The sequence below is a fragment of the Streptomyces sp. NPDC048291 genome (assembly GCF_043201715.1).
Taxonomy (GTDB): Bacteria; Actinomycetota; Actinomycetes; order Streptomycetales; family Streptomycetaceae; genus Streptomyces.
In genome coordinates, this window is record NZ_JBICZC010000004.1 from 661,831 (window position 1) to 687,179 (window position 25,349).

At 70.0% G+C, this 25,349-nt stretch carries 22 protein-coding genes and 1 pseudogene; 9 read left to right on the forward strand and 14 right to left on the reverse strand.

The genetic code is table 11. The features are described 5' to 3' along the window. Positions 1-56: 56 nt before the first annotated feature. Entirely contained in the window at positions 57-1,274 is a 1,218-nt protein-coding gene (locus ACGF5O_RS13890; protein ID WP_393810078.1) for a M20 family metallopeptidase, read from the reverse strand. A gap of 260 nt (positions 1,275-1,534) precedes the next feature. Between ACGF5O_RS13890 and ACGF5O_RS13895 the strand changes: the two genes are divergently transcribed. Beyond that, entirely contained in the window at positions 1,535-2,191 is a 657-nt protein-coding gene (locus tag ACGF5O_RS13895) for a class I SAM-dependent DNA methyltransferase (RefSeq protein ID WP_393810079.1), read from the forward strand. A 79-nt stretch (positions 2,192-2,270) separates the two neighbouring features. On the opposite strand, the gene ACGF5O_RS13900 is transcribed toward ACGF5O_RS13895, so the two are convergent. The 3 genes from ACGF5O_RS13900 to ACGF5O_RS13910 all read right to left on the reverse strand — a co-directional run bounded on the left by ACGF5O_RS13900 (position 2,271) and on the right by ACGF5O_RS13910 (position 4,369). After that, positions 2,271-2,558 carry a hypothetical protein gene (locus ACGF5O_RS13900; protein ID WP_393810080.1) on the reverse strand — a complete coding sequence of 96 codons (288 nt, stop codon included), beginning with the start codon at positions 2,556-2,558 and terminating at the stop codon, positions 2,271-2,273. A 311-nt stretch (positions 2,559-2,869) separates the two neighbouring features. Further along, a complete protein-coding gene (locus ACGF5O_RS13905; protein WP_393810081.1) occupies positions 2,870-3,376 on the reverse strand; it encodes a carboxymuconolactone decarboxylase family protein in 507 nt (168 codons plus the stop codon). 105 nt (positions 3,377-3,481) lie between these two features. Further along, positions 3,482-4,369: an AraC family transcriptional regulator N-terminal domain-containing protein gene (locus tag ACGF5O_RS13910; protein ID WP_393810082.1), complete on the reverse strand. Its 888-nt coding sequence runs from the start codon at positions 4,367-4,369 to the stop codon at positions 3,482-3,484. Positions 4,370-4,456: 87 nt separating this feature from the next. On the opposite strand from ACGF5O_RS13910, the gene ACGF5O_RS13915 reads away from it, so the two are divergent. Further along, positions 4,457-5,470 (forward strand): aldo/keto reductase, encoded by a 1,014-nt coding sequence (locus ACGF5O_RS13915; RefSeq protein WP_393810083.1) that lies wholly within the window; start codon positions 4,457-4,459, stop codon positions 5,468-5,470. Between the two features lie 7 nt (positions 5,471-5,477). Here the strand turns inward: ACGF5O_RS13915 and ACGF5O_RS13920 are convergent, their stop codons facing one another. The 4 genes from ACGF5O_RS13920 to ACGF5O_RS13935 are packed head-to-tail and all read right to left on the reverse strand — an operon-like array spanning position 5,478 to position 10,248. Further along, on the reverse strand, positions 5,478-6,617 hold the full coding sequence (locus ACGF5O_RS13920) for a hypothetical protein (protein ID WP_393810084.1): 1,140 nt from the start codon (positions 6,615-6,617) through the stop codon (positions 5,478-5,480). 47 nt (positions 6,618-6,664) lie between these two features. Continuing rightward, positions 6,665-7,600: an N-acetylneuraminate synthase family protein gene (locus ACGF5O_RS13925; RefSeq protein WP_393810085.1), complete on the reverse strand. Its 936-nt coding sequence runs from the start codon at positions 7,598-7,600 to the stop codon at positions 6,665-6,667. 15 nt (positions 7,601-7,615) lie between these two features. Then, positions 7,616-8,866 carry a cytidylyltransferase domain-containing protein gene (locus ACGF5O_RS13930; RefSeq protein ID WP_393810086.1) on the reverse strand — a complete coding sequence of 417 codons (1,251 nt, stop codon included), beginning with the start codon at positions 8,864-8,866 and terminating at the stop codon, positions 7,616-7,618. A gap of 59 nt (positions 8,867-8,925) precedes the next feature. Next, entirely contained in the window at positions 8,926-10,248 is a 1,323-nt protein-coding gene (locus tag ACGF5O_RS13935) for a DUF6716 putative glycosyltransferase (protein WP_393810087.1), read from the reverse strand. A 198-nt stretch (positions 10,249-10,446) separates the two neighbouring features. Between ACGF5O_RS13935 and ACGF5O_RS13940 the strand changes: the two genes are divergently transcribed. Then, complete coding sequence (locus tag ACGF5O_RS13940; protein WP_393810149.1) at positions 10,447-11,424, forward strand: glycosyltransferase family 2 protein; 978 nt, start codon at positions 10,447-10,449, stop codon at positions 11,422-11,424. After that, positions 11,421-12,755 carry a polysialyltransferase family glycosyltransferase gene (locus ACGF5O_RS13945; protein ID WP_393810088.1) on the forward strand — a complete coding sequence of 445 codons (1,335 nt, stop codon included), beginning with the start codon at positions 11,421-11,423 and terminating at the stop codon, positions 12,753-12,755. Before ACGF5O_RS13940 ends, ACGF5O_RS13945 begins: the two co-directional genes overlap by 4 nt. Before the next feature lie 157 nt (positions 12,756-12,912). On the opposite strand, the gene ACGF5O_RS13950 is transcribed toward ACGF5O_RS13945, so the two are convergent. Both ACGF5O_RS13950 and ACGF5O_RS13955 read right to left on the reverse strand, forming a co-directional pair. Next, positions 12,913-15,231, reverse strand: a complete 2,319-nt coding sequence (locus ACGF5O_RS13950) for a glycosyltransferase (RefSeq protein WP_393810089.1) — start codon at positions 15,229-15,231, stop codon at positions 12,913-12,915. Then, entirely contained in the window at positions 15,228-16,688 is a 1,461-nt protein-coding gene (locus ACGF5O_RS13955; RefSeq protein WP_393810090.1) for a glycosyltransferase family 29 protein, read from the reverse strand. Before ACGF5O_RS13955 ends, ACGF5O_RS13950 begins: the two co-directional genes overlap by 4 nt. A gap of 262 nt (positions 16,689-16,950) precedes the next feature. Between ACGF5O_RS13955 and ACGF5O_RS13960 the strand changes: the two genes are divergently transcribed. Beyond that, positions 16,951-18,063, forward strand: coding sequence for an acyltransferase family protein (locus tag ACGF5O_RS13960; RefSeq protein WP_393810091.1), 1,113 nt, complete (start codon positions 16,951-16,953; stop codon positions 18,061-18,063). A gap of 191 nt (positions 18,064-18,254) precedes the next feature. Then, on the forward strand, positions 18,255-19,178 hold the full coding sequence (locus ACGF5O_RS13965) for a class I SAM-dependent methyltransferase (RefSeq protein ID WP_393810092.1): 924 nt from the start codon (positions 18,255-18,257) through the stop codon (positions 19,176-19,178). 111 nt (positions 19,179-19,289) lie between these two features. Here ACGF5O_RS13965 and ACGF5O_RS13970 read toward each other — a convergent pair whose 3' ends face one another. Further along, on the reverse strand, positions 19,290-19,940 hold the full coding sequence (locus ACGF5O_RS13970) for a TetR/AcrR family transcriptional regulator C-terminal domain-containing protein (RefSeq protein WP_393810093.1): 651 nt from the start codon (positions 19,938-19,940) through the stop codon (positions 19,290-19,292). 71 nt (positions 19,941-20,011) lie between these two features. Here ACGF5O_RS13970 and ACGF5O_RS13975 point away from each other — a divergent pair, with 71 nt between their 5' ends. Then, a complete protein-coding gene (locus tag ACGF5O_RS13975; protein WP_393810094.1) occupies positions 20,012-21,418 on the forward strand; it encodes an FAD-dependent monooxygenase in 1,407 nt (468 codons plus the stop codon). Between the two features lie 73 nt (positions 21,419-21,491). Here the strand turns inward: ACGF5O_RS13975 and ACGF5O_RS13980 are convergent, their stop codons facing one another. Together ACGF5O_RS13980 and ACGF5O_RS13985 are read right to left on the reverse strand one after the other, a co-directional pair. Beyond that, the gene (locus ACGF5O_RS13980) at positions 21,492-22,190 is read right to left on the reverse strand and encodes a TMEM175 family protein (protein WP_393810095.1); all 699 of its coding nucleotides are present in this window, start codon (positions 22,188-22,190) and stop codon (positions 21,492-21,494) included. 63 nt (positions 22,191-22,253) lie between these two features. Further along, positions 22,254-22,805, reverse strand: a complete 552-nt coding sequence (locus ACGF5O_RS13985; RefSeq protein ID WP_393810096.1) for a hypothetical protein — start codon at positions 22,803-22,805, stop codon at positions 22,254-22,256. Positions 22,806-22,920: 115 nt separating this feature from the next. Between ACGF5O_RS13985 and ACGF5O_RS13990 the strand changes: the two genes are divergently transcribed. Then, the gene (locus ACGF5O_RS13990; protein WP_393810097.1) at positions 22,921-23,442 is read left to right on the forward strand and encodes a PadR family transcriptional regulator; all 522 of its coding nucleotides are present in this window, start codon (positions 22,921-22,923) and stop codon (positions 23,440-23,442) included. 52 nt (positions 23,443-23,494) lie between these two features. On the opposite strand, the pseudogene ACGF5O_RS13995 reads toward ACGF5O_RS13990, so the two are convergent. Continuing rightward, positions 23,495-23,740 (reverse strand): annotated as a pseudogene (locus ACGF5O_RS13995) (LysE family transporter); the annotation flags it as partial. 20 nt (positions 23,741-23,760) lie between these two features. Here ACGF5O_RS13995 and ACGF5O_RS14000 point away from each other — a divergent pair. Continuing rightward, on the forward strand, positions 23,761-25,338 hold the full coding sequence (locus tag ACGF5O_RS14000) for a recombinase family protein (RefSeq protein WP_393810098.1): 1,578 nt from the start codon (positions 23,761-23,763) through the stop codon (positions 25,336-25,338). Positions 25,339-25,349: the final 11 nt, after the last annotated feature.

Below are 25,349 nucleotides of genomic sequence, written 5' to 3' on the forward strand. Positions count from 1 at the left end.
CTCGCGGGGAAGCTGACCGTTTCTCCCGCCGTCTCATACGACAGCCGTCGGTACGACTACATGGTCGCGTCGATCAGGGCGGCGGCCGTGAACAGCTCCACCCCGACGGTGATGGCCCGCTCGTCGGCGTCGAAGTCACCCTGGTGCAGGTCGCGCACGGTCCGCTCGCCCGGCGTGCGCACCCCGAGCCGCGCCAGGGCGCCCGGCACGTGCTCCAGGTACCAGGAGAAGTCCTCGCCGCCGAGGCTCTGCTCGGTGGTCTCGATGGAGTCCGTGCCGCGCCGGGCGGTCATCGCGTCCCGCAGCAGTTCGGTGATCACCGGGTCGTTGACGACCGGCGGCACCCCGCGTACGTAGTTGATCTCGGACTTGGCGCGGTGCATGGTCGCGACCTCGTCGATCGCCGCGTGCACGACGTCCGGCGCGGTCCGCCAGGCCTCCAGGTCCAGGCAGCGCACGGTCCCGGACAGCTCGGCGTGCTGCGGGATCACGTTGGGCGCGTGCCCGCACTCGATCCGGCCCCAGGTCACCGCGAGCCCGCTCCGGCTGTCCACGCGCCGCCCGATGAGCGCCGGCACGTCGACGGCCACCCGTGCGGCGGCGGTGACCAGGTCGGTGGTCAGATGCGGCCGGGCGGTGTGCCCGCCGGGGCCGTCCAGCGCCACCTCGACCCGGTCGCAGGCGCTGGTGATGGCGCCGGTCCTGAGCCCGATCCGCCCCACGTCCACCCGGGGGTCGCAGTGCACGGCGATGATCCGCCCCACCCCCTCCAGCACCCCGGCCTCGATGGCGTCGGCGGCCCCGCCGGGCAGCACCTCCTCGGCGGGCTGGAAGAGCAGCCGCACGGGCCGCGGCAGCTGGCCCTTCGCGTGCAGCTCGGCGAGAACCAGTCCGGCGCCCAGCACGACTGTCGTATGCACGTCATGCCCACAGGCGTGCGCCCGGTCCGGCACGGTGGACCGGTACGCGCACTCGGCCTTCATGTCCGGGATGGGCAGGGCGTCGATGTCGGCACGCAGGGCGAGCACCGGCAGCCCGTCCCCGACCGGCCCGATGTCACAGATGAGGCCGGTCCCCGCCGGGAGGACGCGCGGCCGGAGACCGGCCTTCTCCAGCCGCTCCTTGATGGCGGCCGTGGTGCGGAACTCCTGGTTGCCTAGCTCGGGATGCATGTGCAGGTCGCGGCGGAAGGCGACGAGTTCGGCGTGCAGTTCCTCGCTGAGCACGCCGGGGAGCACATCCCCGGGAAGGTCGGCCTCGGTCTCTAGGGACATCAATTGGTTCACCCTCTGAAGGGTAGGACGCCCGAAGGGTCAACTGACCCGAGATCAACAAAAGTTCAGCCCGTTAGGGGAAGAAAATCTGACCGCGGACGCATGACCTCGGACGTGGCTGGGTAACACGTATGTTTCCTCTTCCACGCATACCACGCCCGGCGACGATCACGCCCGTCGTGTCCACCCACCGAAACGGGACCGAGCCGCAACCGCGACTTCGCCACGCGTGCCCCGCCCGCCCGGTAGCGTGCGCGACCGTGACGGACTCGGAGACGACCGACTTCATAGAGACCACCCGTACGTCCTACGACACGATCGCGAGGGACTACTCCGCCGCCTTCCCGGGCATCCCGGACCTCCCCGTGGACATGTCCATGATCTCCGCCTTCGCCGCGCTGGTGAAGGCGAACGGCACCGCCCCCGTGGCCGACCTGGGCAGCGGCCCCGGCCACATCACCGCCCACCTGAACGACCTGGGCGTCCAGGCCTTCGGCATCGACCTCTCCCCCACGATGGTCGCCCTGGCCCGCGAGGCCCACCCCGCCGTCCGCTACCACCGGGGCTCCATGACGTCCCTGGACCTCCCCGACGAGACCCTCGGCGGCATCCTCGCCCTCTACTCGATCATCCACATCCCCGACGACCACCTCCCGGCGACCTTCGCCGGCTTCCACCGCGTCCTGGTCCCCGGCGGCCACGTCCTGCTGTCCTTCCAGAAGGGCGAGACACCCGGTCTCCACCTCACCGAGCGCTTCGGCCACGAGATCGACCTGCGCTACTACTGGCGCCCCGCGTACGCGGTCGGCGACATGCTCGCCAAGGCGGGCCTGGACGTGGCGGCGACGCTGATCCGGGAGCCGCTGGAACCCGAGAAGTGGCCGCGCGCCTTCGTCCTGGCCCGCAAGCCGGGCTGAGCTCCCGGCCTCGGCCCGGGGCCGCCCGTCCACGGTCGTCAGTACGTCGACCCCACCATCGCGCCAAGCCCTCAAGGACCTACCGCGGCCCTGGTTGCGCAAGCGTCACCACGAGCAGTACCGCCAGGGCGATCAGGAGTGCGGCGCCCACCGACGCCAGGGTGGTCTTCAGCGCGCTGCAGGGCCGTTCGCCGATGACCTCGCCGGTGCGGGCGTTGACCATCACCGGCCACGCCTTGCCCGCGTGGAGGCAGGTCAGGAACCAGACCGGCAGCAGCACCAGCTTGTAGGTGAGGGCGGCGCTGTAAGCGGTGGGCACCGAGTGCAGCCGCTGCTCGTCGCCGCCGATGTCCCGGTTGCAGTCCACGCCTTCGCCGATTCCAGGCCGGCCTCCGGCTCGACGTCGTAGCGGACGGTGCGGAAGCCCGCCAGGTACTCCTCCTGGTAGGGGACCGTCTCCTCCAGCGGCCACGGGGTGGGCTTGTCCAGCCCAGCCCGAGGGCGTCGCCGCCGGTGCCGGGGTCGGCGGCGGCGATCGAAATCGCGTCGGCCGCCTGGAGCTTGGCGCAGTCGTCCAGGTTGCCGGTGATCGCCATCCGGGAGCGGGTGTCGATCGCCGCCTCGGCCTCCGGCGGGACGCTGATGCCCCGAACCCGCCCGTAGCGGGGTGGGACCGCCTCACTTCCACGGTGCGTTGAACGCCCTTCCCGGCACCGGCTTGGCGATCAGGGCGACCGGGACGAAGAAGTTGACCTGGCCGATCACGAACATGAGGGTGGCCAGGGCCTTCGGCTCGTAGACCTCGGCCGCCCGCGCGTAGAGGTCGTCGGGGACCCGCTCGCCGTCCGCCGGGGGCCGGAGCACCGCCTCCACGAGGGCGAGGGCCACGCGTTCCGCGGCGGTGAAGTACGGCGAGTCCTGCCAGGAGGCCACCGACGTGATCCGCTCCTCCGACTCGCCCGCCTTCCGCAGGAACCCCGTGTGCAGGACGGTCAGGTACGTGCTGCCGACGATCTGACCGGCCCGGAGCTGGACCAGGCCGATGGTGGGGCGCGGTACCGAGCCGTTGCCGGTGACCCGGAACAGTGCCGCCGAGACGTCCGCCAGTTCGGGGACGAGCTGGGCGGGGTCGTCGGACATCCGGGGGGTCGTCGGGACCTCTGCCATGATCGAACGTGCTTCCATCGTCGTCTCCTCGGTGCGCGCTTCGGTGTCGCTGTCACCGCGCTGACGGAGCGGGGCGGGAAAATGTGACCGGCGGGACCGACCCGGCCGGGGAGCCGGTGGCCGTCACGGCCCGGTGGTCGCCGTCCGGGTGAGGCGGGCGCGGAGGCGGGCGGCGTCCTGGACGGGCGGGAGGCCGTAGGCGGCGCGGTACTCACGGTTGAACTGGGTGGGGCTGACATAGCCGACGGCCTGGGCGATCTGGGCCGCCGAGGCGTCGCCGGCGAGCAGCAGGCGCCGGGCCTCCTGGAGGCGCAGGTGCTTCTGGTACCTGAGCGGGCTCATGCCGGTGGCCGCCTTGAAGTGCCGGTGCAGCCCTGCCGGGCTCATGTGCGCCACCGCCGCGATCTCGTCGACGCCGAGCGGCTCGGCGTACCGGGCGCGGATCCAGCGGGTCACCTCGCGCACCCGGGTCGCGGTCGAGTCGGCCAGCGACCACTGGCGCAGGACGGGGCCGAGGGAGCTGCGCAGCAGCCGGTAGAGGATCTCGGTCTCGATGCGGGCGGCGAGCGGGCGGATGTCCTCGGGGGTGTCGAGAAGCTCGACCCAGCGCGTGACCGCGTCGGCGAGTTCGGGCGGCATCGGCGCGGCGACCTGCGCGGCCGGGGTCGAGGGAGCGCTCTGGCCGGTCTCGTCCAGCTCCAGCAGCAGTTCCGTGAGCGGCTCCCCGTCGAGGTGCAGGGAGGCGGACCGGTACGGCACCTGCTCCAGGTCGGCGGTGACGGGCAGGTCGATGGTGGTGAGGAGCATCTCGCCGGGGCGGGCGACCCGGATCAGCTCGCCCGAGGTGGTGCGTTTCGTGCCGCTGCCGACGAAACAGATCATCGGTTCGTAGAGCAGGTGGGCGGGGTCGACCGGCTCGTCCACCGAGGCCAGGGAGAGCCGGGGCACCGCGGTGTCCGTGCCCGGTGCCAGGCAATGCCGGTCGACGGCCGCGACGAGTCGGTCCAGCACAGCACGCTCCGTCCCTGAGAGGATCAGGCAATTCTATGCGGGCGGCGGCCCATGCCTCCGGGGCGTCGGCTCCCTAGCGTTGACGGCATGGCAGAGCACACCACACACCTCCCGCAGCGCACCCTCGGGACCCAGGGCCTCACGGCAGGCGCGATCGGCCTGGGCACCATGGGCATGACGATGGCCTACGGCGCCCCGGACGAGCGGAACAGCATCGACACCCTCCACCGGGCCCACGAGCTCGGGGTCACCCTCTTCGACACGGCCGAGCTGTACGGCCTGGGCACCGGCAGCAACGAGCAGCTCCTCGGGCGGGCCGTGAAGGGCTTCCGGGACGAGATCCTGATCGCGACCAAGTTCGGCTTCGACCTGTCCGACCCGACGCGGATCGGGCACGGCCTGGACAGCCGGCCCGAGCACATCCGCGAGGTCACCGAGAACAGCCTGCGGTACCTGGGCACGGACCGCATCGACGTGCTGTACCAGCACCGCGTCGACCCCGACGTGCCCATCGAGGAGGTGGCGGGTACGGTCGGCGAGCTGATCGCCGAAGGCAAGGTCCGCTTCCTCGGGCTGAGCGAGGCCGGGCCGGAGACGATCCGCCGCGCCCACGCCGTGCACCCGGTGTCGGTGCTCCAGACCGAGTACTCGGTGTTCGAGCGGGCCGTGGAGGCCGAGATCCTGCCCGTGCTGCGGGAACTGGGCATCGGCTTCGTGCCGTACTCCCCGCTGGGGCGCGGCTTCCTCACCGGGGCGGTCAAGCCCGCCGCCGAGTACGAGGCCGGCGACATGCGGCACACCATGGACGAGCGCTGGAAGCCCGGCAACTACGAGCGGAACGTCGCCGCGGTGCGCGAGCTGACCGCCCTCGCGCAGAGCAGGGGCTGCACGGTCACCCAGCTCGCGTTGGCCTGGCTGCTCGCGCAGGGCGACGACATCGTGCCGATCCCGGGCACGCGGAGCCCGCGCCGCCTGGCGGAGAACGTGGCGGCCGCGGGGGTCACCCTCACGGCCGGCGACCTCGCCCGCGTCCAGGAGATCCTCCCGCACGGGGCGGCCGGCTCCCGCTATCCCGCGGCGGTCATGCCGACCTGGCAGTGATCGGGTTCTAGGCCGGGCTCGTCACCGCCGCCAGCCGGTGGACGTCCTTCGCCGTGCCGGTGACCCCGGACAGGAAGCCCTGGGCGCGCGGGGACGCGTTGTCCGTCAGCCAGGCCGGGTCGATGTCGCAGACGGCGACGCGGACGCCGGTGCCGGCCAGGGCCAGCGGGAGGGTGTGCACGACCGTCGAGGGGAAGCTGAGGATCGTACGGCCGATGGGGCCGCGGCGGGCGATCAGTTCCAGGGGGAGGTCCGGGCGGACTATCTCCAGGCCGGTCTCGGCGGCCAGGCGGTGGAGCTTCTCGGTGCTCTCGCGGCGGTGCGCGAAGTAGCGGGTCGCGCCGTGCGCCTTGGCCAGGGTCTGGACGGCCTCCAGGTAGCGGTCGCCGTCCACGACGCCGGTCTCCACCAGGGAGGTGCCGACCATGTCGGCGCCCTTGGTGATGCGCGGCGGGCCGAAGCGGGCGCGGGTCCAGCCGAAGTCGTTCGCGGTGACCGTCACCCCGGCGGGGGTCTCCGCCATCGGCATGGAGGAGAAGACCTCGACGCGCCGGCGGTCGCTCGGGGTGAGGCGGCGGCGGGCGGAGGAGGAGACCGGCGCGAAGAGCAGGTCCCGGGCGCCGGGCCGGCCGCCCTTGCGGTGCCAGCGGACCAGGCGTTCGCCGCGGGCCAGCTGGGCGACGAACTCCATCGTCGCGGTGCCGTCGTCGACCACGACCAGGTCACGGGCGCGGGTGATGGTCAGCAGCAGTTGTACGTAGCGGGAGAACGGGTCTCCCATCACGATGCGGTCGGCCCGGCGGAGCGAGCCCGCCAGGCCGCCGATCGTCTGGAAGGGGGCGGTGGTGCCACCCCGTGCTTCCTCCCAGCGGACCCGGTATCCCTCGTCCCGGGCCAGGTCCGCCATACGGCGCAGCTGGCCCCGGGTCATGGGGTCCGTCGGGGACAGGACGACGATCGTGAGTTCCGCGCCGGGTGCAGATATGCCGGATGCCGGGCGCCGTACCTGTCCGGGTACGGTCGGCACGGGGTCCGCCGCCCCGCGCAGGGCGTGGGCATGCGCCCACTCCAGCACGTTCAGCAGCTGCACCGGACTCTCGACGAACGCGAGTGTGTGGGGGCCGGTGTTCCCGGCGCGGGGGCTCATCGACGTACGACCGTCCCGTCGTCGTAACACATCAATCAGGCTCGGGCTCAGACCTGGACCGGCTCGCCGGCCGCCGCGGCGATCTCCGCCTCGGCGACGACGCCGGTGACGCGGCGCAGCTTCTTCATCGGGCCGAGCTCGGAGTCGTAGACCTTCTTGACGCCGTCGCCGAGGGACTCGGAGATGATGCGGATGTCGCGGACCAGGCGGGTCAGGCCCTGCGGCTCGACCGAGGCGGCCTGGTCGGAGCCCCACATGGCGCGGTCGAGGGTGATGTGACGCTCGACGAAGGTGGCGCCGAGCGCGACCGCGGCGAGGGTGGTCTGCAGGCCCGTCTCGTGGCCGGAGTAGCCGATCGGCACGTTCGGGTACTCCTTCTCCAGCGTGTTGATCACGCGGAGGTTGAGCTCGTCGGCCTTCGCCGGGTAGGTGGAGGTGGCGTGGCACATGAGGATGTTGTCCGAGCCGAGGACCTCGACCGCGTGGCGGATCTGCTTCGGGGTCGACATGCCGGTGGAGAGGATGACCGCACGGCCGGTGGCGCGCAGGGCCTTGAGCAGCTCGTCGTCCGTGAGGGAGGCGGAGGCGACCTTGTGGGCGGGGACGTCGAACTTCTCCAGGAAGGCGACGGCCTCGGTGTCCCACGGGGAGGCGAACCAGGCGATGTTCCTGCTCTTGCAGTACTCGTCGATCTGGCGGTACTCGTCCTCACCGAACTCCACGCGGTGGCGGTAGTCGATGTAGGTCATGCGGCCCCAGGGGGTGTCGCGCTCGATGTCCCACTGGTCGCGCGGGGTGCAGATCTCCGGGGTGCGCTTCTGGAACTTGACGGCGTCACAGCCGGCCTCGGCGGCCACGTCGATCAGCTTGAAGGCGTTCTCCAGCTCACCGTTGTGGTTGATGCCGATCTCGCCGCAGATGTAGACGGGCTTGCCGGGGCCGACCTCACGGGAACCGAACTGGCGCAGACGGGAGTTGCTCATGACTGTGGGGTGTCCTTACTTCGGGAGGGAATCGAGAGAGGGGCCGAGGATCCAGCTGGCGATCTCTCGGATCGCGCCGTCACCGCCGGGGAGGGTGGTGACCGCGCGTGCGGCGCCGCGTACGACGTCGTGGGCGCTCGCGACCGCCACGGGCCAGCCGGCTACGGCAAAGCACGGGAGGTCATTGACGTCGTTTCCGACGTAGAGCACGCGCTCGGGAGCGATGCCCTGCTCCTCGCACCACTGCTTGAGTGCGAGGTCCTTGCGGTCGATGCCGTGCAGGACCGGAATCTGTAGCTTCCGGGCCCGGGCGGCGACGACCGGGTTCTGCTCCGTGGAGAGGATCAGCATCTTCAGCCCGCTCTTGCGCAGGGCGGCGATGCCGAGTCCGTCGCCGCGGTGCACGGAGACGAACTCCTTTCCATCGGCATCGATCAGCACCCGGTCGTCGGTCTGGGTGCCGTCGAAGTCCAGTACGACCGCGTCGACGTCGTCGGCGGTCGGGAGTGCGCCGGGGCGGTCCGCGTCGAAGAGCGGGGCCAGGGCGCGGGCGCGCGCGAGCTCGTGGTGGTCGTCGATCTCCAGGACGCGCGCGGGGTCGGTGCGCACCAGTTCGGTGTGGCCGAAGAAGCGGTGCTGGTGCTCGCGGAAGCCGTCGGCGCGCATCGCGTAGGCGGCGCCGGTCTCCAGGAAGTCCTGGGGGCGGTCCTGCCGGCGCGGCCGGAACGACTTGTCGTGGTTGACGCCGAAGCCGCCGCTGGCGGACGCCTCGTCGGCGCCGACCGGGACCGGGGCGTGCACCTCGTCGCGCCACACGAAGCCGTGGAAGGGGGCGACGGTCAGGGCCGTGTCGGCGCCGTTCTCGACGATCGCGCCGACCACCCCGTCGATGTCCTCGCGGACGATGAACGGGCTGGTGCACTGCACGAGCAGCACGACGTCGACGGTGGCGCCGTGCAGCGCCTCGTGGGCGTCCATGGCGTGCAGGACGGCGGCCTCGGAGGTGGCGGTGTCGCCGGCGATGGCGGCGGGGCGCAGCACGACCTCGGCGCCGGCCGAGCGGGCGGCGGCGGCGATTGCCTGGTCGTCGGTGGAGACGACCACGTCGGTGACCAGCCGGGAGGCGACGCACTCGCGGACCGCGCGGGCGACCAGCGGGACGCCGCCGACCGGGGCGAGGTTCTTGGCGGGCACGCCCTTGGAGCCGCCCCGGGCGGGGATCACGGCGAGGACGCGGGGCAGTACGGCCCCGTCGGGGTGGGACATCGGCTCTGTTCCTTCAGGTCCGTCAGGCGCCGACGACGCCTGGTTCGGGATCCGGTCGCTCACAGCTCTCCCATTCGTCGGATCACGGGGGCCACCCGCTGGACGCCGTGGCGGTAGGCGCCGCGTGCGGCCCGGCGCACGATCTGGCGGACGGGGCCCGGGGCCCTGTCGGCGGCGGGCGCGCCCGGGAGCGGGACACCGTCGGGGCCGAGGTGGTGGCGGGCGAGGATGCCGGGCAGGTAGCCGGAGGCGGTCTCGGGTGTGTAGTACGGGTTCAGCGGGGGCAGCCCGCCGGGCCGCGCGAGCAGCTTCGCGATGCGTTCGCGGCCCGCGTCGAACGCGGTGGCGTAACTGCCGTCGGCGGCGACGCCCTGCCGTGAGACCCACTCGGCGTCGGGCACCGGGCGGTGTCCGGCGTCGAGCTGGTCCCAGGAGGCGAGGCAGCCGGAGCCGACGAAGTGGTGGTTGCCGAGCGCCTCGCGGATGCCGAGGTCGGTGAGGACCACGGTCGGGATCCGGCGGTGCAGGGACTCCAGGGCGGCCGTCGAGCTCATCGTGACAAGCAGATCGGTGCGGTCGAGCACCTCGCCCATGTGGCCGTAGACCAGCTTGAAGTTGGCGGGCACGTCCTTGCCCTGGACCAGCTTCTGGTACGGCAGTTCCTCGATGTGGGTGGTGTGCTCGCCGGGCTTGGAGCGCAGCTTGAGCAGCACCTCCCGCTCGGGGTGCTTGCGGGCGTGCTGGATCAGCCGGTTGAGCAGGTAGGTGCGGTCCTTGCGGCTCTCCGGGACCGAGGGCTGGGCGGCGAACACCACGGTGTAGGGGTCGTGTTCGCCCTCGTAGGGCGCCCCGCCGAGGAACGGCAGCGCGACCTCGGTCACCGACGAGGAGTCGGCGCCGACCCCGTCGTACACCGCCCGGAAACGGTCGGCGTCCTGGCGGGAGTTGGCGAGGACGAGGTCCGCGCCGTGCCGCAGCAGCAGGCCGTCGGCGAGCTTCTCGTAGACGACGCCGACGTAGCCGGTGACGACGACGGGCCGCTTCTCCCGGCCGGCCCAGGCGCTGCGCAACCCGTGCAGCATGGCCTGCGTGCCGCCGCCGACGAGGGAGAGGACGAGGATGTCGTACGACTCCTGGTCCATCTCTCTCAGGAACTCGACGGCCGTGACCTCGCGGAGCGAGTCCGCATGGACACCGACCTCCTGGAGCTGGCGGGCGGTGGGGGTGGCACGGCCGCGCAGGAGGTAACCGTCGAGCCGGACATCCGGGTTGTCGGTTTCGTCGGGAATCAGGCGCTTCGCGGTGAGCGCCCCCCACTTCCACCGAGTGTCGGAATCCGCCAGGACGGCCACCCGCAGGGACTTCGTTGCACTTGCTGGCACACCGAAGACGCTAGGAAGCCATTCCGAGGAACTACCGAACCCGAATCCAACAAAAGGTTAACAACACATCTCCGGATGGCGAATCAGCTCGGGATAAGCCCTCAAAATTGCCTGGTTCACAGCTTCGCCACGTGTCGTTCACCTCGATTCAAGGCGACCGTCAAGACGGATGACGGGCGTCCGCCTAACGTCCTCCACGTGGTCAAGCTCTCCGTCATCGTGCCGTTCTACAACGTGCAGCAATACGCGCCCGACACCCTGAGGAGCCTGCGCGCGAACGCGCGTGAGGACTTCGAATTCATTCTCGTCGACGACTGCTCGACCGACGGGACACCAGAGATTCTCGCGCGGGCAGAGCGCGAGCTCCCCGGCGCGGTCCATGTCAGACACGAGCTGAACGGAGGGCTGGCCACCGCGCGCAACACCGGGATCGACAAGGCACGCGGCGAGTACGTCACCTTCCTGGACGGCGACGACTGGCTGGCGCCCGGCTACTACCCGCAGCTGGTCGACGCCATCGAGTCGCTGGGCTGCGACTTCGTCCGCACCGATCATGTGCAGTGCACCGCGCGTGCCCGGGTCGTCACCCGCGTGCCCGTCGGCCGCCGCAATGTCGTGATGAACCCGCGGGACGCCATCCTGCCCGCCGACCGGTCCACCTCCGTCGACTACGCCTACGCGTGGGCGGGCGTCTACCACCGCCGTCTGGTGGACCAGGGCCTCGTCCATTTCACGGACGGCCTGCGCACGGCCGAGGACCGGCCGTGGATCTGGAAGCTGCACCGGGAGGCCGGGTCCTTCGCCGCGGTGAACCTGCTCGGCGTCTTCTACCGGCGTGGCGTAGCCTCGTCACTCACGCAGATCGGCGACGTCCGTCAGCTCGATTTCATTCGCGCGTTCGACCAGGTGATCGAGGAAACGGCACAGGACGCCGACGCGAAGGAACTCCTGCCGAAGGCCGTCCGCACGTATTGCGCCATCATTTCCCATCACCTGGGATCCATCGAAAGGTTCGAGCCCGCGGTGGCGAAGAAGCTGAAATCCATGAGCGCGGCCGCACTGCGGCGCATGCCTCAGGACGTGCTGGACGAGGCCCTGGACTCCATGGACCTCCAGCGCGCCACCAAGCTGCGCCGGCTGCGCCGCCGTCCCGCCCCCGCGGGAGCCGCCGCGTGACCACCCAGATCTTCCAGGCGTCCACCCTCTACGGCACGGCCACCCTCGCCGCCGCCCTGGACTCCGGCGCCTTCCGCCCGGCCGACCGGCGCATCCTGCTGGTCTGCAACAACGCGGCGACCCCCGAGACCACCCCGGGCCTGGACGAGGCGCCCGGCTTCGAGCGGCTGCGCGACCGCTTCGACGACGTGATCTCGTACAACGAGACGATCTTCCCGTTCCACCCCGGCGGCTGGGCCCCCCGGCCGGACGACTTCCCGCTGTGGGAACGCTTCCTGCGCCACGAGTGGCAGCTGGGCGACGACGACGTCGAGTTCGCCGTCGAGTCGATCCAGGTCAACCCCTCGCAGAGCCTCACCCAGATCTTCACCGGCGCCCCGGTCACGGTCTACGCCGACGGCCTGATGAGCTACGGCCCGACCCGCAACAAGATCGACCCGCTGGTCGGCACCCGCGTCGACCGGGTCCTCCACCTCGACCTGGTGCCCGGTCTCAAGCCGATGCTGCTCACCGAGTTCGGGGTCGACGGCGAGGTCGTGCCGACCGCCGCGTTCACCAAGGTGCTCGCCGAACTCGCGCCCAGCGGCGACGAGTTGCCCGAGATCGACGAACCGGCCCTGCTGCTCGGCCAGTACCTCTCCGCACTCGGCATCCTCACCGCGGAGCAGGAGGAGAACCTGCACGTCCGGATGCTCAAGGGCGCCGTCGAACTCGGCCACACCAAGGTCGTGTTCAAGCCGCACCCCTCCGCCCCGGCCCGGTTCGCCCGCACCCTGGAGCAGGAGGCCGAGAGGCTCAAGGTCGACCTCACCGTCCTGGACACCACGGTCCTCGCCGAGGTGCTCTACCAGCGGATGCGTCCCGCCCTGGTGGTCGGCTGCTTCTCCACCGCGCTGCTCACCGCGTCCGCGCTGTACGGCCTGCCGACCGCATGCGTGGGCACCGACACGCTGCTCGACAGGCTCACGCCGTACGAGAACAGCAACCGGGTCCCGGTCACCGTCGTCGACGCGCTGATCCCGGAGCTCGGCGACCGCAAGGCGGTCGAGGCGCAGCGACCGCGGCTGAGCGTCGAGGCGCTCGGGGAGCTGATCCGCGCGGTGGGCTTCGCCATGCAGCCGAAGATCTACCCGCAGCTGCGCGGGGAGACCGAGCGGTACCTGACGAAGCATCTGAACGACACCACCATTCGCTACTTCAAGCGGAAGCGGCTGACCTCGCTCGGGCTGCCCGGCGGGGTGCCGTCGCAGCTGACGTTTCCGCTGCGGAACGCCACGGTGCGGCGGATGGCGCGCAAGGCGCGCAATCTGCGGCGGGTTGTGCGGAAGTAAGCTCTGCCTTCTTTTTGTCTGCGGCGCCGTTGGGGCTGGTCGCGCCCACGCGGCGGTAGCCGCATATCCAATACAGCCCCGCGCCCCCAGGCGGCGGCTGCGCCGCCGATCAGCCGATCAGGGGCGGGTCCGGATCTCCGGGCCCGCCCCTTCGGGGTCAGCGGCCCAGGATCTTCTTGATCGTGGCGCGGTTCTCCTCGGTGACCTTCCAGAGCTGTTCCTGGCGGTCGTGTACGTCGGCGACGGTGCGGCTGTGGTTGTCGAGGATGCCGATCGCGCGCTCGGTGAGGATCTCGCCGAGGTTCTTCTCGTGCACCGAGACGCCCCACTCGGGCCGCTCGATGTCGTTGAGGAAGTACGCCATCTTCGGGTGCGAGATGAGCGAGATGATCGGCGTGCCGACCCCGAACGGGATCATGCCGGCGTGGCCGCGCATGCCGATGACCAGGCGGGTCTTGGCGTACGTCTCGCGGATCTCGTCGTTGGAGAAGTCGTACATCGGGATCACCGGCAGCGAGATGCCGTGCTCGCGGCGCAGGTCGAAGGCGATCTTCTCGTCGTCGAGGGAGTGCGCCACACACCTGACCTCGGTGTGCTCGCCGATCTTGCGGACGGCCTTGGCCATCTCGGCCAGGAAGTGCGCGTAGTCGTGGCCGAAGCGGAGCCCCGCGCGGTCGTAGGCCGCGTTGAGCATGACCGTGTCCTCGCGGTAGGACGGGTCGGTCCAGCCGGTCACCAGCTGGCGCATGACCGTGGTGGGACAGGGCTGGAAGACGACCTTGTCCTGGAGCTCCGGCGGGAGCATGCCGCGGACCTTGGCGATCGAGCCGTGGTTGCGCAGGCCGAAGAAGGAGGACTTCTCGACCAGCAGCCGCAGGCTCTCGTTGAACCGGTTGGCCCGGTAGGACTGGCCGTCGAAGGCGTTGAAGCCGACCGCGTAGATCATGATCGGGACGTCGATGGCGCGCAGGTGCTCGTCCGGGACGTTCCACTGCCAGGCGCTGTTGCCGTTGGGCATGGTGTCCGGGATGAACAGGCCGCCGCCGCCGATGACCAGGCCCCGGCGGGCGTTGACCCGCTCCAGGGCGGCCCTGTCGAAGTAGCGGTGGGCATGCACGGAGTGCCAGCGCCGGGAGGTGGTGTCCGGGCCGAAGCCGAGCCGGACGGTCTCCGGGAGCAGCTTGTCGCCCGCGTTGCCCTGCCGGTCCATGTAGAACGCGACGTGCGCCAGCTGGTCCTCGGCGCTGCCCTGCTCCTGGGAGGGGACGGCGGCGGCGCGCTGGGCCCACAGGCGGCTGGAGCGGTGCGTGGGGTCGACGGTGAGGCCGGCGGTGGCGTACCGGAGGGCCTCGGTGTTGTCGCCGTGCACCCAGGCCATCTGGGCGAGCCGCGCGAAGGCGGTCGCGGCCCGGTTGGGCGCGGCGGAGGCGAGCAGCAGCTGGGTCTTGGCCTCCTCGTAGCGGGAGACGCTCATCAGGGCGTGCCCGAGGACCTCGTGCGGCCAGGCCTCGTCCAGCGGGATGCGGACGCTGCTCATGACGTCGACGGCGTCCTGGTAGTCGCCGGACGCGATGTGCGCGGCGGCCACCTTGCGGGCGATCTCGACGTCACCGGTGCGCTTGACGTGCGGAGCACCGAAGTGGACGACCAGGTCGTGGTGGAGGCCGCCGGAGGAGGCGAAGTACGCCGCGTGGAACTCGGCGTCCGTCATCTCGAACTCGCGCCAGCGGTCCTCGGCCTGCGCGTAGCCGGCCTCGCCGCCCTGCCAGGGCTTGTGGCGCCCGGTGAAGTGCAGGATCTTGGTCTCCTCCGGGACCGGGAGGTCGCCGGAGAGCCGCCGCTTGACGAAGTTGTACTTGGCGTCGAGGCGGACGAAGTCGCCGTCCAGGACGGCGTTCAGGATGCCCTGGTCGTGCTTGTCGAGCTCGTAGTCGCCGCTGCGGCCGGTCTTGTCGATCTTCGCGCAGAACTCGTCGGACAGGTACTCCTTCTGGATCACCAGAAGACCGGAGTTCAGCTTGTGCTGCCCGTAGAAGAACTGCGGGACGGCCGCGAGGCCCTCGCGCAGCTCCAGGAGCTCGCCGAGACCGCCGAGGACGACCATGTCGGTGTCCAGGGTGATGACGGTGTCGTAGTCCCGCAGCCGGAAGATGTCGAGGATGAAGTACGCCTTGCGGACCAGGTAGTTGTCCTGGTCGCCCTTGACGTACGAGTCGTAGTGCGTGTCGTTGACCCGCTGGAGCACGATGCGCGGGTGCAGGGCGCGGATCTTGGCGATGGACGCCGGGCGCAGGTCGTCGTAGAGCACGACGAAGTCCTCGCAGACGCCCGGGTTGGACAGCGCGAGGCTGCGCAGCAGGACCAGGAAGCCGGGGAGGTAGTTCTCGTCCACGTAGGACGCGAAGGCTATCCGGCGCTTCTTGGTGAGGGCGCTCGCGTCGGTGTTCGGTGCCGCCGAGGTGAAGGTGGTCGTCATCGCAGGGAGATCCTCATGTCCGTCACGCTCTGGGCCCGCTGCATGACCCAGTCCTTCTCGCTGGTGTATTCGTGCACGGAGGTGATGGCGAGCTTCATGGCCTCCTGCACGCGGTAGGCGCCGCTCTCGTAGAAGTCGAAGCCGATCAGGTCCAGGGTCGGGCTGACGTCCAGGAAGTCCAGCAGCCACAGCATGTTGAACCCGGAGGTCGGGATGCCCGACCAGGTGTCCGCGCTGATCTGCCCGATGTTCCGCATCGGCCAGCGCAGCGACTCGTCGCCGAGGTACTTCTGGGCGCCGGGCACCAGCTTGTTGCGCAGCGAGTGCTTCCAGTCGCCCGAGACACCGCCGAAGATCAGCCGGGTGGTCACCGGCTTCTCCCAGTTGAACGCGTGCTTGTGGATGCTGACGTGGATGTCGGTGCGCTCGCCGGTGTGCTTCGGGTCGATCTTGTACGAGTTGAAGCGCACGACCAGGTCGTAGTTGTCGATCTCCTTGCCCATGCCGCTCGCGCCCACCCGGCCCGAGTTGGCGATCAGGCAGACCGACTTGCCGGCGATCTGGTTGCGGAACTCGCCGAGGCTGATCCACTGCACGCCGTCGACGGTCGGGTTGGCGACCGGGCCGCGCATCCGGATCCGGCGCTGCTCGGAGTAGAGCGCGACGGCCTCGGCGATGCCGGCGTCGTTGCCCTCGGCCAGGCGCAGGTCCAGGTACTGGCTGAGCAGCTCCTGGCGGTCGTTGACCGGTGCCTCGTCCTCGGCGAGGGCGAGCAGCGCGCCGACCAGGCGGGGCTCGGCGGCCTGCCAGTCGCCCACGGCGTGCAGGGCGAGGCCCTCGGCCCAGGTGGCGGTGGCGGGCCCGCGGACGTGGTCCGTGGCGGCGGGGACCTGGCGCTTGAGGAGGCCGAGCAGTTCGCCTTCGCGTTCGGCGGCGCGGCGCATGCCGGATATCCGGTTGGCGACGCCGAAGCCGTCGTCCGTGGTGAGTTCCAGGTAGCGCTCGTAGGCCTCGACTGCCTCGCGCTCCTCGCCGAGACCCTCCAGGATGCGGGCGCGCAGCCGCCAGCCGGCGCGGGAGTTCTTGCGCTGGGCGAGGACGGTGTCGCTGATCACCAGGGCGAGGTTCAGCTCGTCGTTGTAACCGCACTCCAGGGCCTTGTTGGCGACCGCGAGCAGAGCGTCCAGCAGGTCGTTGTTGATCCCGCCCGAGGGGCTCGCGGCGCCCTTGACGGCGCGCTTGAGAAGCGCCGTCGCACCGCCGGCCTGGGCGGGCGCCGGCGTGGTGGTGCCTTCCGTGGCAACGACCACCAGCAGCTTGCGCAGCTGCTCCGCCAGCTCCGCGCGGCGGCGGTCGAGGCTGCCGACCACTTTGCCGCTGTGCACAGCGCAGGCGTGCAGGCAGTCGTCCAGCTCCCCTCCGCGCGCAGGTGCCCGCCTGTTCTGGACCCTCGTCATAGCTCTCCTGATTTTGCCAAGCAAAGCTTGTGTAACGGCTGTGTGTGGTGGGATGACCCGCACCGGGGGGTTGGATGGAGAAACTAAGAAACCAAAACGACTATATGGTTAACGAACCCCTACGGGTAAGAGAATGGTTAGCAGGTTCACCGCACACTTTCTATGATTCCCCCAGGTGACGGTATGGGACTTCGCACGTCCCGGGGACCCTGCGAACAGATCGGATGATTAACCTTCCGGACCCGGGTATGCGTCTCGGACCATGTCACTCGCGACCCCCACACTGGCGCCCTCGCCTGCGAAGACCCCGGTCGTCCCGGCCCCACCCGGACACCCCCGCACCCGACTCCTCGCCCTCGACGGACTGCGGCTCGCCGCCGCCCTGATGGTCTGCCTGTACCACTACGCGGGACGCGGCGGAGTCGTCTCCGCGTCCTGGCACCAGAACCCCGCCCACGTCTTCCCGACCCTGTCCCGGGCGGCCGTCTACGGCTGCCTCGGCGTCGAGTTCTTCTTCGTCATCAGCGGCTTCGTGATCTGCATGAGCAGCTGGGGCCGCTCGCTGGGCGACTTCTTCCGCTCCCGCGTCGCCCGCCTCTACCCCGCCTACTGGGTCGCCGTGGCGCTGGTCACCGGCGCGTCCGTGATCCTGCCCGCCGTCGTCCACGCGGTCCGCCCCGACGAGTTCCTGGTCAACCTGACGATGCTCCAACAGCCCATGGGCGTGCCGCGGGTGCTCGGCGTCTGCTGGACGCTCTGGGTCGAGGTCCGCTTCTACGCCCTGTTCGCGCTGACCGTCGTCCTGCCGGGGGTCACCTACCGCAGGGTGGTGCTGTTCTGCTCGGTGTGGACCCTGGCCGCCGTCCTGTCCACCGCGGCCGGCGACGGGTCATGGGCCCAACTGGTCGTGATGCCGCAGTACGCCCCCTACTTCACCGGCGGCCTGGCCCTCTACCTCGTGCACCGCTTCGGCAACCGGCTGCTGCCCTGGGGCATCGTGGCGCTCTCCTGGATCCTCGGGCTGCGCACGGCCACCGAGGGGCTCTGGCACGCGGGCACGCCGCGCGACCCGTACGTCGTGATGCTCGTCGTCACCCTGGCGTTCGCCGCGGTCGCGGCGGTGGCGGCCGGCTGGACGCGCCGGGCGGCCTGGCCCTGGCTGACCACGGCCGGTGCGCTGACCTACCCGTTCTACCTGGTCCACGAACACATCGGATGGTTCGTGATCCGGGTGCTGCACCGAGGGTGGGGAATCCCGCCATGGCCGACCCTTTTGATCACGCTGTCCGGAATGCTTGGACTTGCCTGGCTGATCCACCGATTCGTGGAGACACCATGCGGGCCAAGGCTGAAAAAGGCCCTGAAGGCGTCCTGATTCGCTTTTGGTTCACCTTCCGTTCACTTTGGAAAATTGACCCGCCCTTCACCTCTCGGCCGCTTTCGGAGGCGGGCGGCGGGCAGGCACCGTGGAGCCCGTCAACGCACAGCCGGTCCGCAGGTTTCCCACAGACTTCCGCACTGCGAACCGCGTACCACGTACCGCGCATCGAGGGAGTGCTCGTCCGTATGGCCACCACCCAGGAAACGACCCGCCCGCCCCACCGTCTCGACGACGTGCCCGGCTGGTTCCCCGTGCTCGACCAGGTGCTCTTCGACTGGTTCCTGAGCCGCCAGGAGGCCTCCTCGATGCGGGGCGACCTCCTCGAAGTCGGGGTCTACATGGGCAAGAGCGCGATCTTCACCGGCCGGCACCTGCGGCCCGGCGAGTCGTTCACGGTCTGCGACCTCTTCGAGGGCGAGGCGCCCGACGACGCGAACCGCGCGGAGTCGACGAAGTCGTACGCCAAGCTGACCCGGCACCGCTTCGAGGAGAACTACCTCGCCTTCCACGACGAGCTGCCCCGGGTGCTCCAGGGGCCCAGCTCGGTGGTGCCGGCCGAGGTCGCGCCGCGCTCCTGCCGGTTCGTGCACGTCGACGCGTCGCACCTGTACGAGCACGTGCACGGCGACATAGCGGCGGCGCGCGAGCTGCTCCTGCCCGACGGGATCGTGGTCCTCGACGACTTCCGCTCCGAGCACACGCCCGGGGTCTCCGTCGCCACGTGGGAGGCGGTGCTCAACGGGGACCTGCATCCGATATGCATCAGCACCCAGAAGCTGTACGGGACGTGGGGCGACCCGGGGGCGGTGCAGGAGGAGCTGATCGCGATGGCGCGGGGGCGGACCGACTGCCACCTGAGCATGCAGGAGGCGGCGGGGCACCGGATCATCCGGCTGAAGTCGAAGGGGATGCGGGAGCCGGAGTTTCCGCTGTCGCGGTATGGGGTCGCGTCGGAGCCGGCGGTTGCGCCGGAGGCGCCTGGGCCGGCTTCAGTGCCGGTGTCGCCTGGGCCGGCTGCGGGGGCGCGGCGGCGGAGCCGGGTGCGGAGGGTCGCGGTGGATCTGCTGCCGCCCGTGCTGACGCGGGCTTTGCGGCGGGCGCTGCGGTAGGCGCGGGGCGCCGGGGGCCGACGGGGTTGTCGGGCGGGTGCGGGTGCGTGGGGGCTGGTCGCGCAGTTCCCCGCGCCCCTTCGGGGCGCTACAGCGGGGCCCGTTCCGAGGTCAGGTGATCTTGTAGCGGGAGCCGATTCCCGTGATGACCAGTTCCAGGCCCTCGTCGAACTGGTGGTCGTAGTCGGTGAAGAGGTCGCGGCCCGCTGCTGCCGACAGGGGGAAGTCGGCGAGCATGCGGGCTCGTTCGTCGAGGTCGTAGCCCTCGCGGCGGTGGCCCGGGAGGGGTTCCACGCCCTGTTCCTCGATGACGAGGCCGATGGTGAAGGCGTTCGTGGTCATGCCCGCCTGGGCCGCCTGGGTGAGGGTGAAGCCGGCCGCCGTCATGATGCCCAGGTAGGTCTCCTGCTGCGGGGCGTGGTCGGTGCCCGTGAAGCGTGAGCCGCTGTAGACCCTGGCGCCGTCGCGGTAGCCGAGCAGGGCCGTGCGCAGCCCTCCGCTCACCGTGCGCAGCGCGTCCTGCCAGGTGCCCGCGGGGTCGAGCCGGGTGACCGCGGCCATCCGCCGGTACATCTCCGTCGCCATCTCGTCGAGCAGCGCCTGCTTGTCCTTGAAGTGCCAGTACAGGGCCGGGGCCTTGACGTCCAGCTCCTTGGCGATGGCCCGCAGGGTCAGCCCCTCCAGACCGGCCTCGTTCAGCAGGCGCAGCGCCGTGTCGGCGACCCTGCGGCGGTCGAGGGGGGCGCGTCGTTCCGTACTCACACTTGACAGCTTAACAGCGTTAAGGGCAGCCTTGCCGTGGACGGCACTTAACAGCGTTAAGGAGAAATGCGATGGATATGCGGGATGTACTGGTCGTCGGCGCCGGGCCCACCGGGCTCGCCCTCGGGATCGACCTCGCCCGGCGCGGGGTGGACGCACTGGTCGTGGAGGCGGGCGACAAGCTGTTCCCCGGCTCGCGCGGCAAGGGGATCCAGCCCCGGACCCAGGAGGTGTACGACGACCTCGGCGTGCTCGACGCGATGCGCGCGGCCGGCGGCCCCTACCCGCCCCAACTGCTCTGGAAGAACGGCGAACCCGTCGGGACGAAGCCGATGTTCGACGCGGTGGCGGCGGACGAGGGCGCGCCGTACACCGAACCGCTGATGGTCGCTCAGTGGCGCACCCAGGAGGTCCTGTACGCACGGCTGCGGGAGCTGGGCGGCGCAGTCGCGTTCGGGCGTGCGCTGACCGGCCTGGAGCAGGACGCGGAGGGGGTGACCGCCCGCTTCGCCGACGGTACGACGGCTCGCGCGCGGTATGCCGTGGCGGCGGACGGCGGGCGTTCCGCCGTACGGCGTGCGGTGGGCGTCGGGATGACCGGCGAGTCGGTCGACCCGAGCCCGTTCCTGGTGGCCGACCTGCGGATGCGGGGCCTGGACCGCGAGCACTGGCACACCTTCGTCGACGACGACGGCTGCGGCGTGGCGCTGTGCCCGCTGGCCGGCACCGACGACTTCCAGCTGGGCGCGCGGCTGCCCGAGGGCACGGAGATCGACCTGTCCCTGGACGGCCTGCGCCGGCTGGTGACGACGTACAGCCACCTCGACGCGGCGGACGTCACCGAGGTGCGCTGGGCCTCCGACTTCCGCCCGCGTGCCGCGCTGGCCGACCGGTTCCGGGTGGGCCGGGTCTTCCTGGCCGGCGACGCGGCCCACGTCCACTCCCCGGCCGGCGGCCAGGGCCTGAACACCAGCGTCCAGGACGCCTACAACCTGGGCTGGAAGCTGGCCGCGGTGCTCGCCGGGCGGGCCCCGGACGCGCTCCTCGACACCTACGAGGAGGAGCGCCGGGCGAACGCCGCCGCCATGCTGGGCCTCTCGACGAGCGTCCACCACGGCGAGGTCCGGCGGGGCGAGGCCACGGTCCAACTGGGCATCGGCTACCGGGAGTCCTCGCTGACCGAGGAGACCCGGGCGAACCCGGGACCGGTGCGGGCGGGCGACCGCGCGCCCGACGGGCGGAACGCGGACGGGGTGCGGATGTTCGACGCGTTCCGGGGGCCGCACTGGACACTGCTGGCCCCGGAGCCGGTGGCCGGGATCGGCGGTGGCCTGCCGGCCCCGGAGTCGTACGGTCCGGGGGTGTTCCTGGTCCGCCCGGACGGTTATGTGGGGTGGGCGGGGGAGACGGCGGAGGGGGCGCGGGAGTACGCGGGGCGCGTCGGCGTTCCGCTGGAAGCGCCGCGAAATGCCGCCTGACCACTGCGGCGCCGTCGTGGCTGGTCGCGCAGTTCCTCCCCCAGCCTTCGGCCGGGGGCACCCCCAGCGCCCCTTACGGGGCGCTGTACGGTCGCCGACGGACGCGCAGGCCCGCTCGTATCGCCGGGAGCAGGGCCCAGCACGCCGAGGCCCAGTGGGTGAGGAAGGCGACCGGTATGGAGATGAGGAAGGCCAGCAACAGCGCGGTCAGCCAGCTCATCGTGCTCGACACGGCCTCCGCCGAGTCGGAGGTGTCCAGCAGCCCCGACCTGCGCAGGTCCGTGACGGTCAGCCGGAAGAACAGGCAGGTCAGAACCTGGACGGCGGCGTACACGATGAACTGCACCTGGTACGCGTCGGCCTCGCTGGTCAGCAGCTTCGTGGTGAACGGCGTGACGACGATCGCGAGCAGCCACAGCAGGTTCCACCGGATGGCACCGCCGGAGAGTCCGGTCGCGTACCGGAACAGCCGCTGGTGGATCATCCAGTGGATGGCGATGGCCCAGAAGCTGACCAGGAACGCGGTGTACTCCGCGAGGTGGTCGCGCAGGAAGTGCAGGACACCGGAGTTGCCGTGCACCTCTCCGGTGGGGACGGGCAGTTCCAGGGCGAGCAGGGTGATGGCGATGGCCACCACCGCGTCCGTGAAGTAGATCAGCCGCTCCGGGCTCACCGGCCGGTCTCCGGAACCGCCTCCGGGGCCGGGCGCCTCCTCGGTGGTCTCGGTCAGGTCATCGGGCCCGGCGGTGTGCCGCGCGCGAGTGTCGGGCATCTTCTGCTGCTTCCTTTGCTTTCTTGTGCGGTGCCGTGCGGAGCGGTGTCGCGGGGTGGACGGTCACGCCAGGGCCTGCGCGGCGCGGGCCCTGGCCCGTGCCGCGTACCGGCCGCCGACGGTGAAGGGGAGGACGAACGCCAGGACCTGGGCGGTGACGAGCGGCGCGGTCGCGGAGTGGTCGTAGTCGACGACGGCGGCGCAGGCGAGCGCGCCGAGGGTGAACCCGCCCGCCCAGATGGCGGTCAGCACCATGTTGAACCTGATGAACCGGGGCGAGTCCCAGAACTCCCGGGGCACCTCGGCCCGGGCGAAGGCCAGGGTGAACGGGCGGTGGGCCGCCAGGGACGCCAGGGCCGTGGCCGCCAGGGTGGCGTTGGCCAGGGCGCAGATCCAGTGCTGGAGCGCGGAGCCCGGGTCGGCCAGCGCGATGCCGGCCATGACCACGAAGAACCCGCAGGTGGCGGCCCCCAGTAGGTCGACCGTGCGGGCGTGGAGCTGGCGCGCGAGCAGATAGAGCGCGGCCAGGGCGGCGGCGCTCGTACCCAGTCGCCAGTCGACCGGGCTCAGGGCCGCGTAACACAGCCAGGGCGCGAAACCGCGGACATAGTTCACCGGTTGTCTCCTTCGGGACAGGGTGAGGGTCCAATCTTGGACGGTCCAAGAATGGCCGGTCGATCTTGCTCTGTCCAGCCGTGACGGGTGAATTCCGGAAAGGTAGGGTGAGGCCATGAGCTTGCCCCACGCACTCCTCGGTCTCCTGGCCGAGCAGCCCGCCAGTGGATACGACCTGCTCAAGCGGTTCGATTCGGGTCTGTCCGCGGTGTGGCCGGCCCAGAAGAGCCAGGTCTACGGCGAGTTGGCGAAGCTCAGCGAGAAGGGTCTGATCGAGGTCACCGGGACCGGCGCACGCCAGCGCCGCGAGTACGGCATCACCGACGCCGGGCGCGCGGAACTGCGCGGCTGGCTCACCGAGCCCGGCACCGACTTCGCCTTCCGCAGCGCCGCCCTGCTGCGGGTCTTCTTCCTGTGGACGCTCAGCCGCGAGGAGGGCGTCGACTACCTGGAGAACTTCGCCCGGGTCAACCGCGAACGCCTCGCCGCGCTGGAAGCCGTGCGGGACAACGTCGAATGGGTCGGCGACCCGGTGCAGATCTGCGGCTGGCTGATCCTCGAATACGGCCTGCGCGGCTCGACGACCTCAGCGGAATGGGCCGACTGGGCCGCCGAACGGCTCACCGAACACCTGTGAACCCGGCGGCCGGGCCGCGCCCGGCGGCTCGGGCTCGGACGTCCGCCCAGGCTCAGGCGCTGGCGAGCGTCAGCTTCACCGCGAACCCGAGGAACAGCACCCCCGCCGCCGAAGTGGCCGTCGCCGACATCCGCTTGCGGCGGCGGAACGCGTCGGCCAGCCTGGTGCCGCTGAATATCAGGGCGCTGAGGTAGAGGAAGCTGGCCAGCTGGGCGAAGGCGCCGAGGACGACGAAGGACACCGCCGGGTAGGCGTACCCCGGGTCGACGAACTGCACGAAGAACGTTCCATAGTCCAACCGCATGTACGCTCTCGCCCATGACGCCTACGCAGAACGCCCCGGAGTGGACGGCAGAGGAACTGGCAGAGCTGGCCGAACTCAGCGCCAGGAACGACGCGTTGCCGGAGGACGCGCCCCGGGGGCTCCTGTCGGTACGCCTGTCCATCCTCACGGAGGACACCACCTCACCCGCCCGGCAGGAACTAGACCTCCGCCGTCACGCCATCCGCGAGGGCGTAAGAGTGGTCGGTGTGGCCAGAGACCTTGGGGTGTCCGCGACCAAGAAGGCGCCTTGGGAGCGTAAGGAACTCGGAGATTGGCTTAACAACCGGATCCCCGAGTTTGACCTGATCCTGTTTTGGAAGCTCGACCGGTTCATTCGGCGAATCTCCGACCTGCACGAAGTAATCAAGTGGTGCGAGAGGTTCGGGAAGAATCTCGTTTCCCTTAATGACACCCTGGATCTGTCGTCTCCGATGGCGCAGGCAATGGTGACTTTCGTTGCGGCAGTCGCAGAGATTGAGGCCGCCAACACTAAGACTCGCGTTTCGTCCCACTGGGAATACACGAAGCAGCAAGACCAATGGCGTATTGGTAAGCCATCGTATGGCTACAAGACCGGCAGGGTCGGGGGGAAACTCCGCCTAGTGCAGGACCCTAAGCAGGCGCGGGCGGTGCGCTACATGTATCAGGCTGCAATGCGGGGGGTTCCTGCAAACCGGATTGCCAAGGTTTTGGATAGGGCCAAGGTTCCCACGTACAGCAACCGGAAGTGGAACAATCAGCAGGTTCTCAGGATCCTTAGGAACCCGGCCGTTAAGGGGCTCCGTACCGAGGGAGGGACGAAGTCAACTACCTACAAATCTACACCGGTATTGGATAAGCAGGGCCAGGAAATCAGGGTCACGGATGAGCCGATCCTGACTAGCGAGGAGTTCGAGGGCGTACAGGAAGCCCTCGCGACCCGCGCCAAGAACAAGCGTCACCACGAGAAAAACCGTCGCCCTACCAGGTTCCTCGGTGTCATGAAACACGAGTGCGGTAGGAACGTTAACGAAACGAACAACTACAAGACGCTCTCTACTGGCGAAGTGAAGGAGTACCGGTATCTGCGCTGCCCTGATTGCCGTAAGCCAGGGTTCGTGACACCGGACCCTGAGCATGTGTACTCGGCTCTGACGGAGGCCGTCTTTGAGGCCCTGGGGGATTTCGAGGTGATCCGCCGGGAGTACGCCCGAGGTGATGAGAACAGGCGCGAGCGTAAGCGACTGGAAGATGGCATCAGCTACTACATGACTGGCCTGGAGCCCGGAGGGAGGTTCGATAAGTCCGGGTTCATTCGAGAGAAGGCGGAGGCCACGCTAGAGGCCCTTATGAACGACTTGACGAAGATCGACCCGGATTCCACAAAGGATAGGTGGGTCTACGAAAGCACCGGCGCAACCTACGCCCAACATTGGAATACCGGGGGCGTGGAGGCCATGGAAAGAGACCTACTGAGCGCCGGAATAACTTTCGAACTTGGAAAACAGGACAATGGGGAGCTGATGGGGAAGTTGATCATTCCGCACGATGTCAAGAAGCGACTGATCAGAATGGACAACAACTGGAGTTAGCTCTCCCGGCA

What these genes read in the sequence shown, in the direction of transcription:
- ACGF5O_RS13890 (WP_393810078.1), bottom strand. Translation starts at nt 1,274, where the DNA reads ATGTCCCTAGAGACCGAGGCCGACCTTCCCGGGGATGTGCTCCCCGGC.
- ACGF5O_RS13905 (WP_393810081.1), bottom strand. Translation starts at nt 3,376, where the DNA reads ATGGAAGCACGTTCGATCATGGCAGAGGTCCCGACGACCCCCCGGATG.
- ACGF5O_RS13915 (WP_393810083.1), top strand. Translation starts at nt 4,457, where the DNA reads ATGGCAGAGCACACCACACACCTCCCGCAGCGCACCCTCGGGACCCAG.
- ACGF5O_RS13920 (WP_393810084.1), bottom strand. Translation starts at nt 6,617, where the DNA reads ATGAGCCCCCGCGCCGGGAACACCGGCCCCCACACACTCGCGTTCGTC.
- ACGF5O_RS13925 (WP_393810085.1), bottom strand. Translation starts at nt 7,600, where the DNA reads ATGAGCAACTCCCGTCTGCGCCAGTTCGGTTCCCGTGAGGTCGGCCCC.
- ACGF5O_RS13930 (WP_393810086.1), bottom strand. Translation starts at nt 8,866, where the DNA reads ATGTCCCACCCCGACGGGGCCGTACTGCCCCGCGTCCTCGCCGTGATC.
- ACGF5O_RS13950 (WP_393810089.1), bottom strand. Translation starts at nt 15,231, where the DNA reads ATGACGACCACCTTCACCTCGGCGGCACCGAACACCGACGCGAGCGCC.
- ACGF5O_RS13955 (WP_393810090.1), bottom strand. Translation starts at nt 16,688, where the DNA reads ATGACGAGGGTCCAGAACAGGCGGGCACCTGCGCGCGGAGGGGAGCTG.
- ACGF5O_RS13960 (WP_393810091.1), top strand. Translation starts at nt 16,951, where the DNA reads ATGTCACTCGCGACCCCCACACTGGCGCCCTCGCCTGCGAAGACCCCG.
- ACGF5O_RS13965 (WP_393810092.1), top strand. Translation starts at nt 18,255, where the DNA reads ATGGCCACCACCCAGGAAACGACCCGCCCGCCCCACCGTCTCGACGAC.
- ACGF5O_RS13975 (WP_393810094.1), top strand. Translation starts at nt 20,012, where the DNA reads ATGGATATGCGGGATGTACTGGTCGTCGGCGCCGGGCCCACCGGGCTC.
- ACGF5O_RS13980 (WP_393810095.1), bottom strand. Translation starts at nt 22,190, where the DNA reads ATGCCCGACACTCGCGCGCGGCACACCGCCGGGCCCGATGACCTGACC.
- ACGF5O_RS13990 (WP_393810097.1), top strand. Translation starts at nt 22,921, where the DNA reads ATGAGCTTGCCCCACGCACTCCTCGGTCTCCTGGCCGAGCAGCCCGCC.
- ACGF5O_RS14000 (WP_393810098.1), top strand. Translation starts at nt 23,761, where the DNA reads ATGACGCCTACGCAGAACGCCCCGGAGTGGACGGCAGAGGAACTGGCA.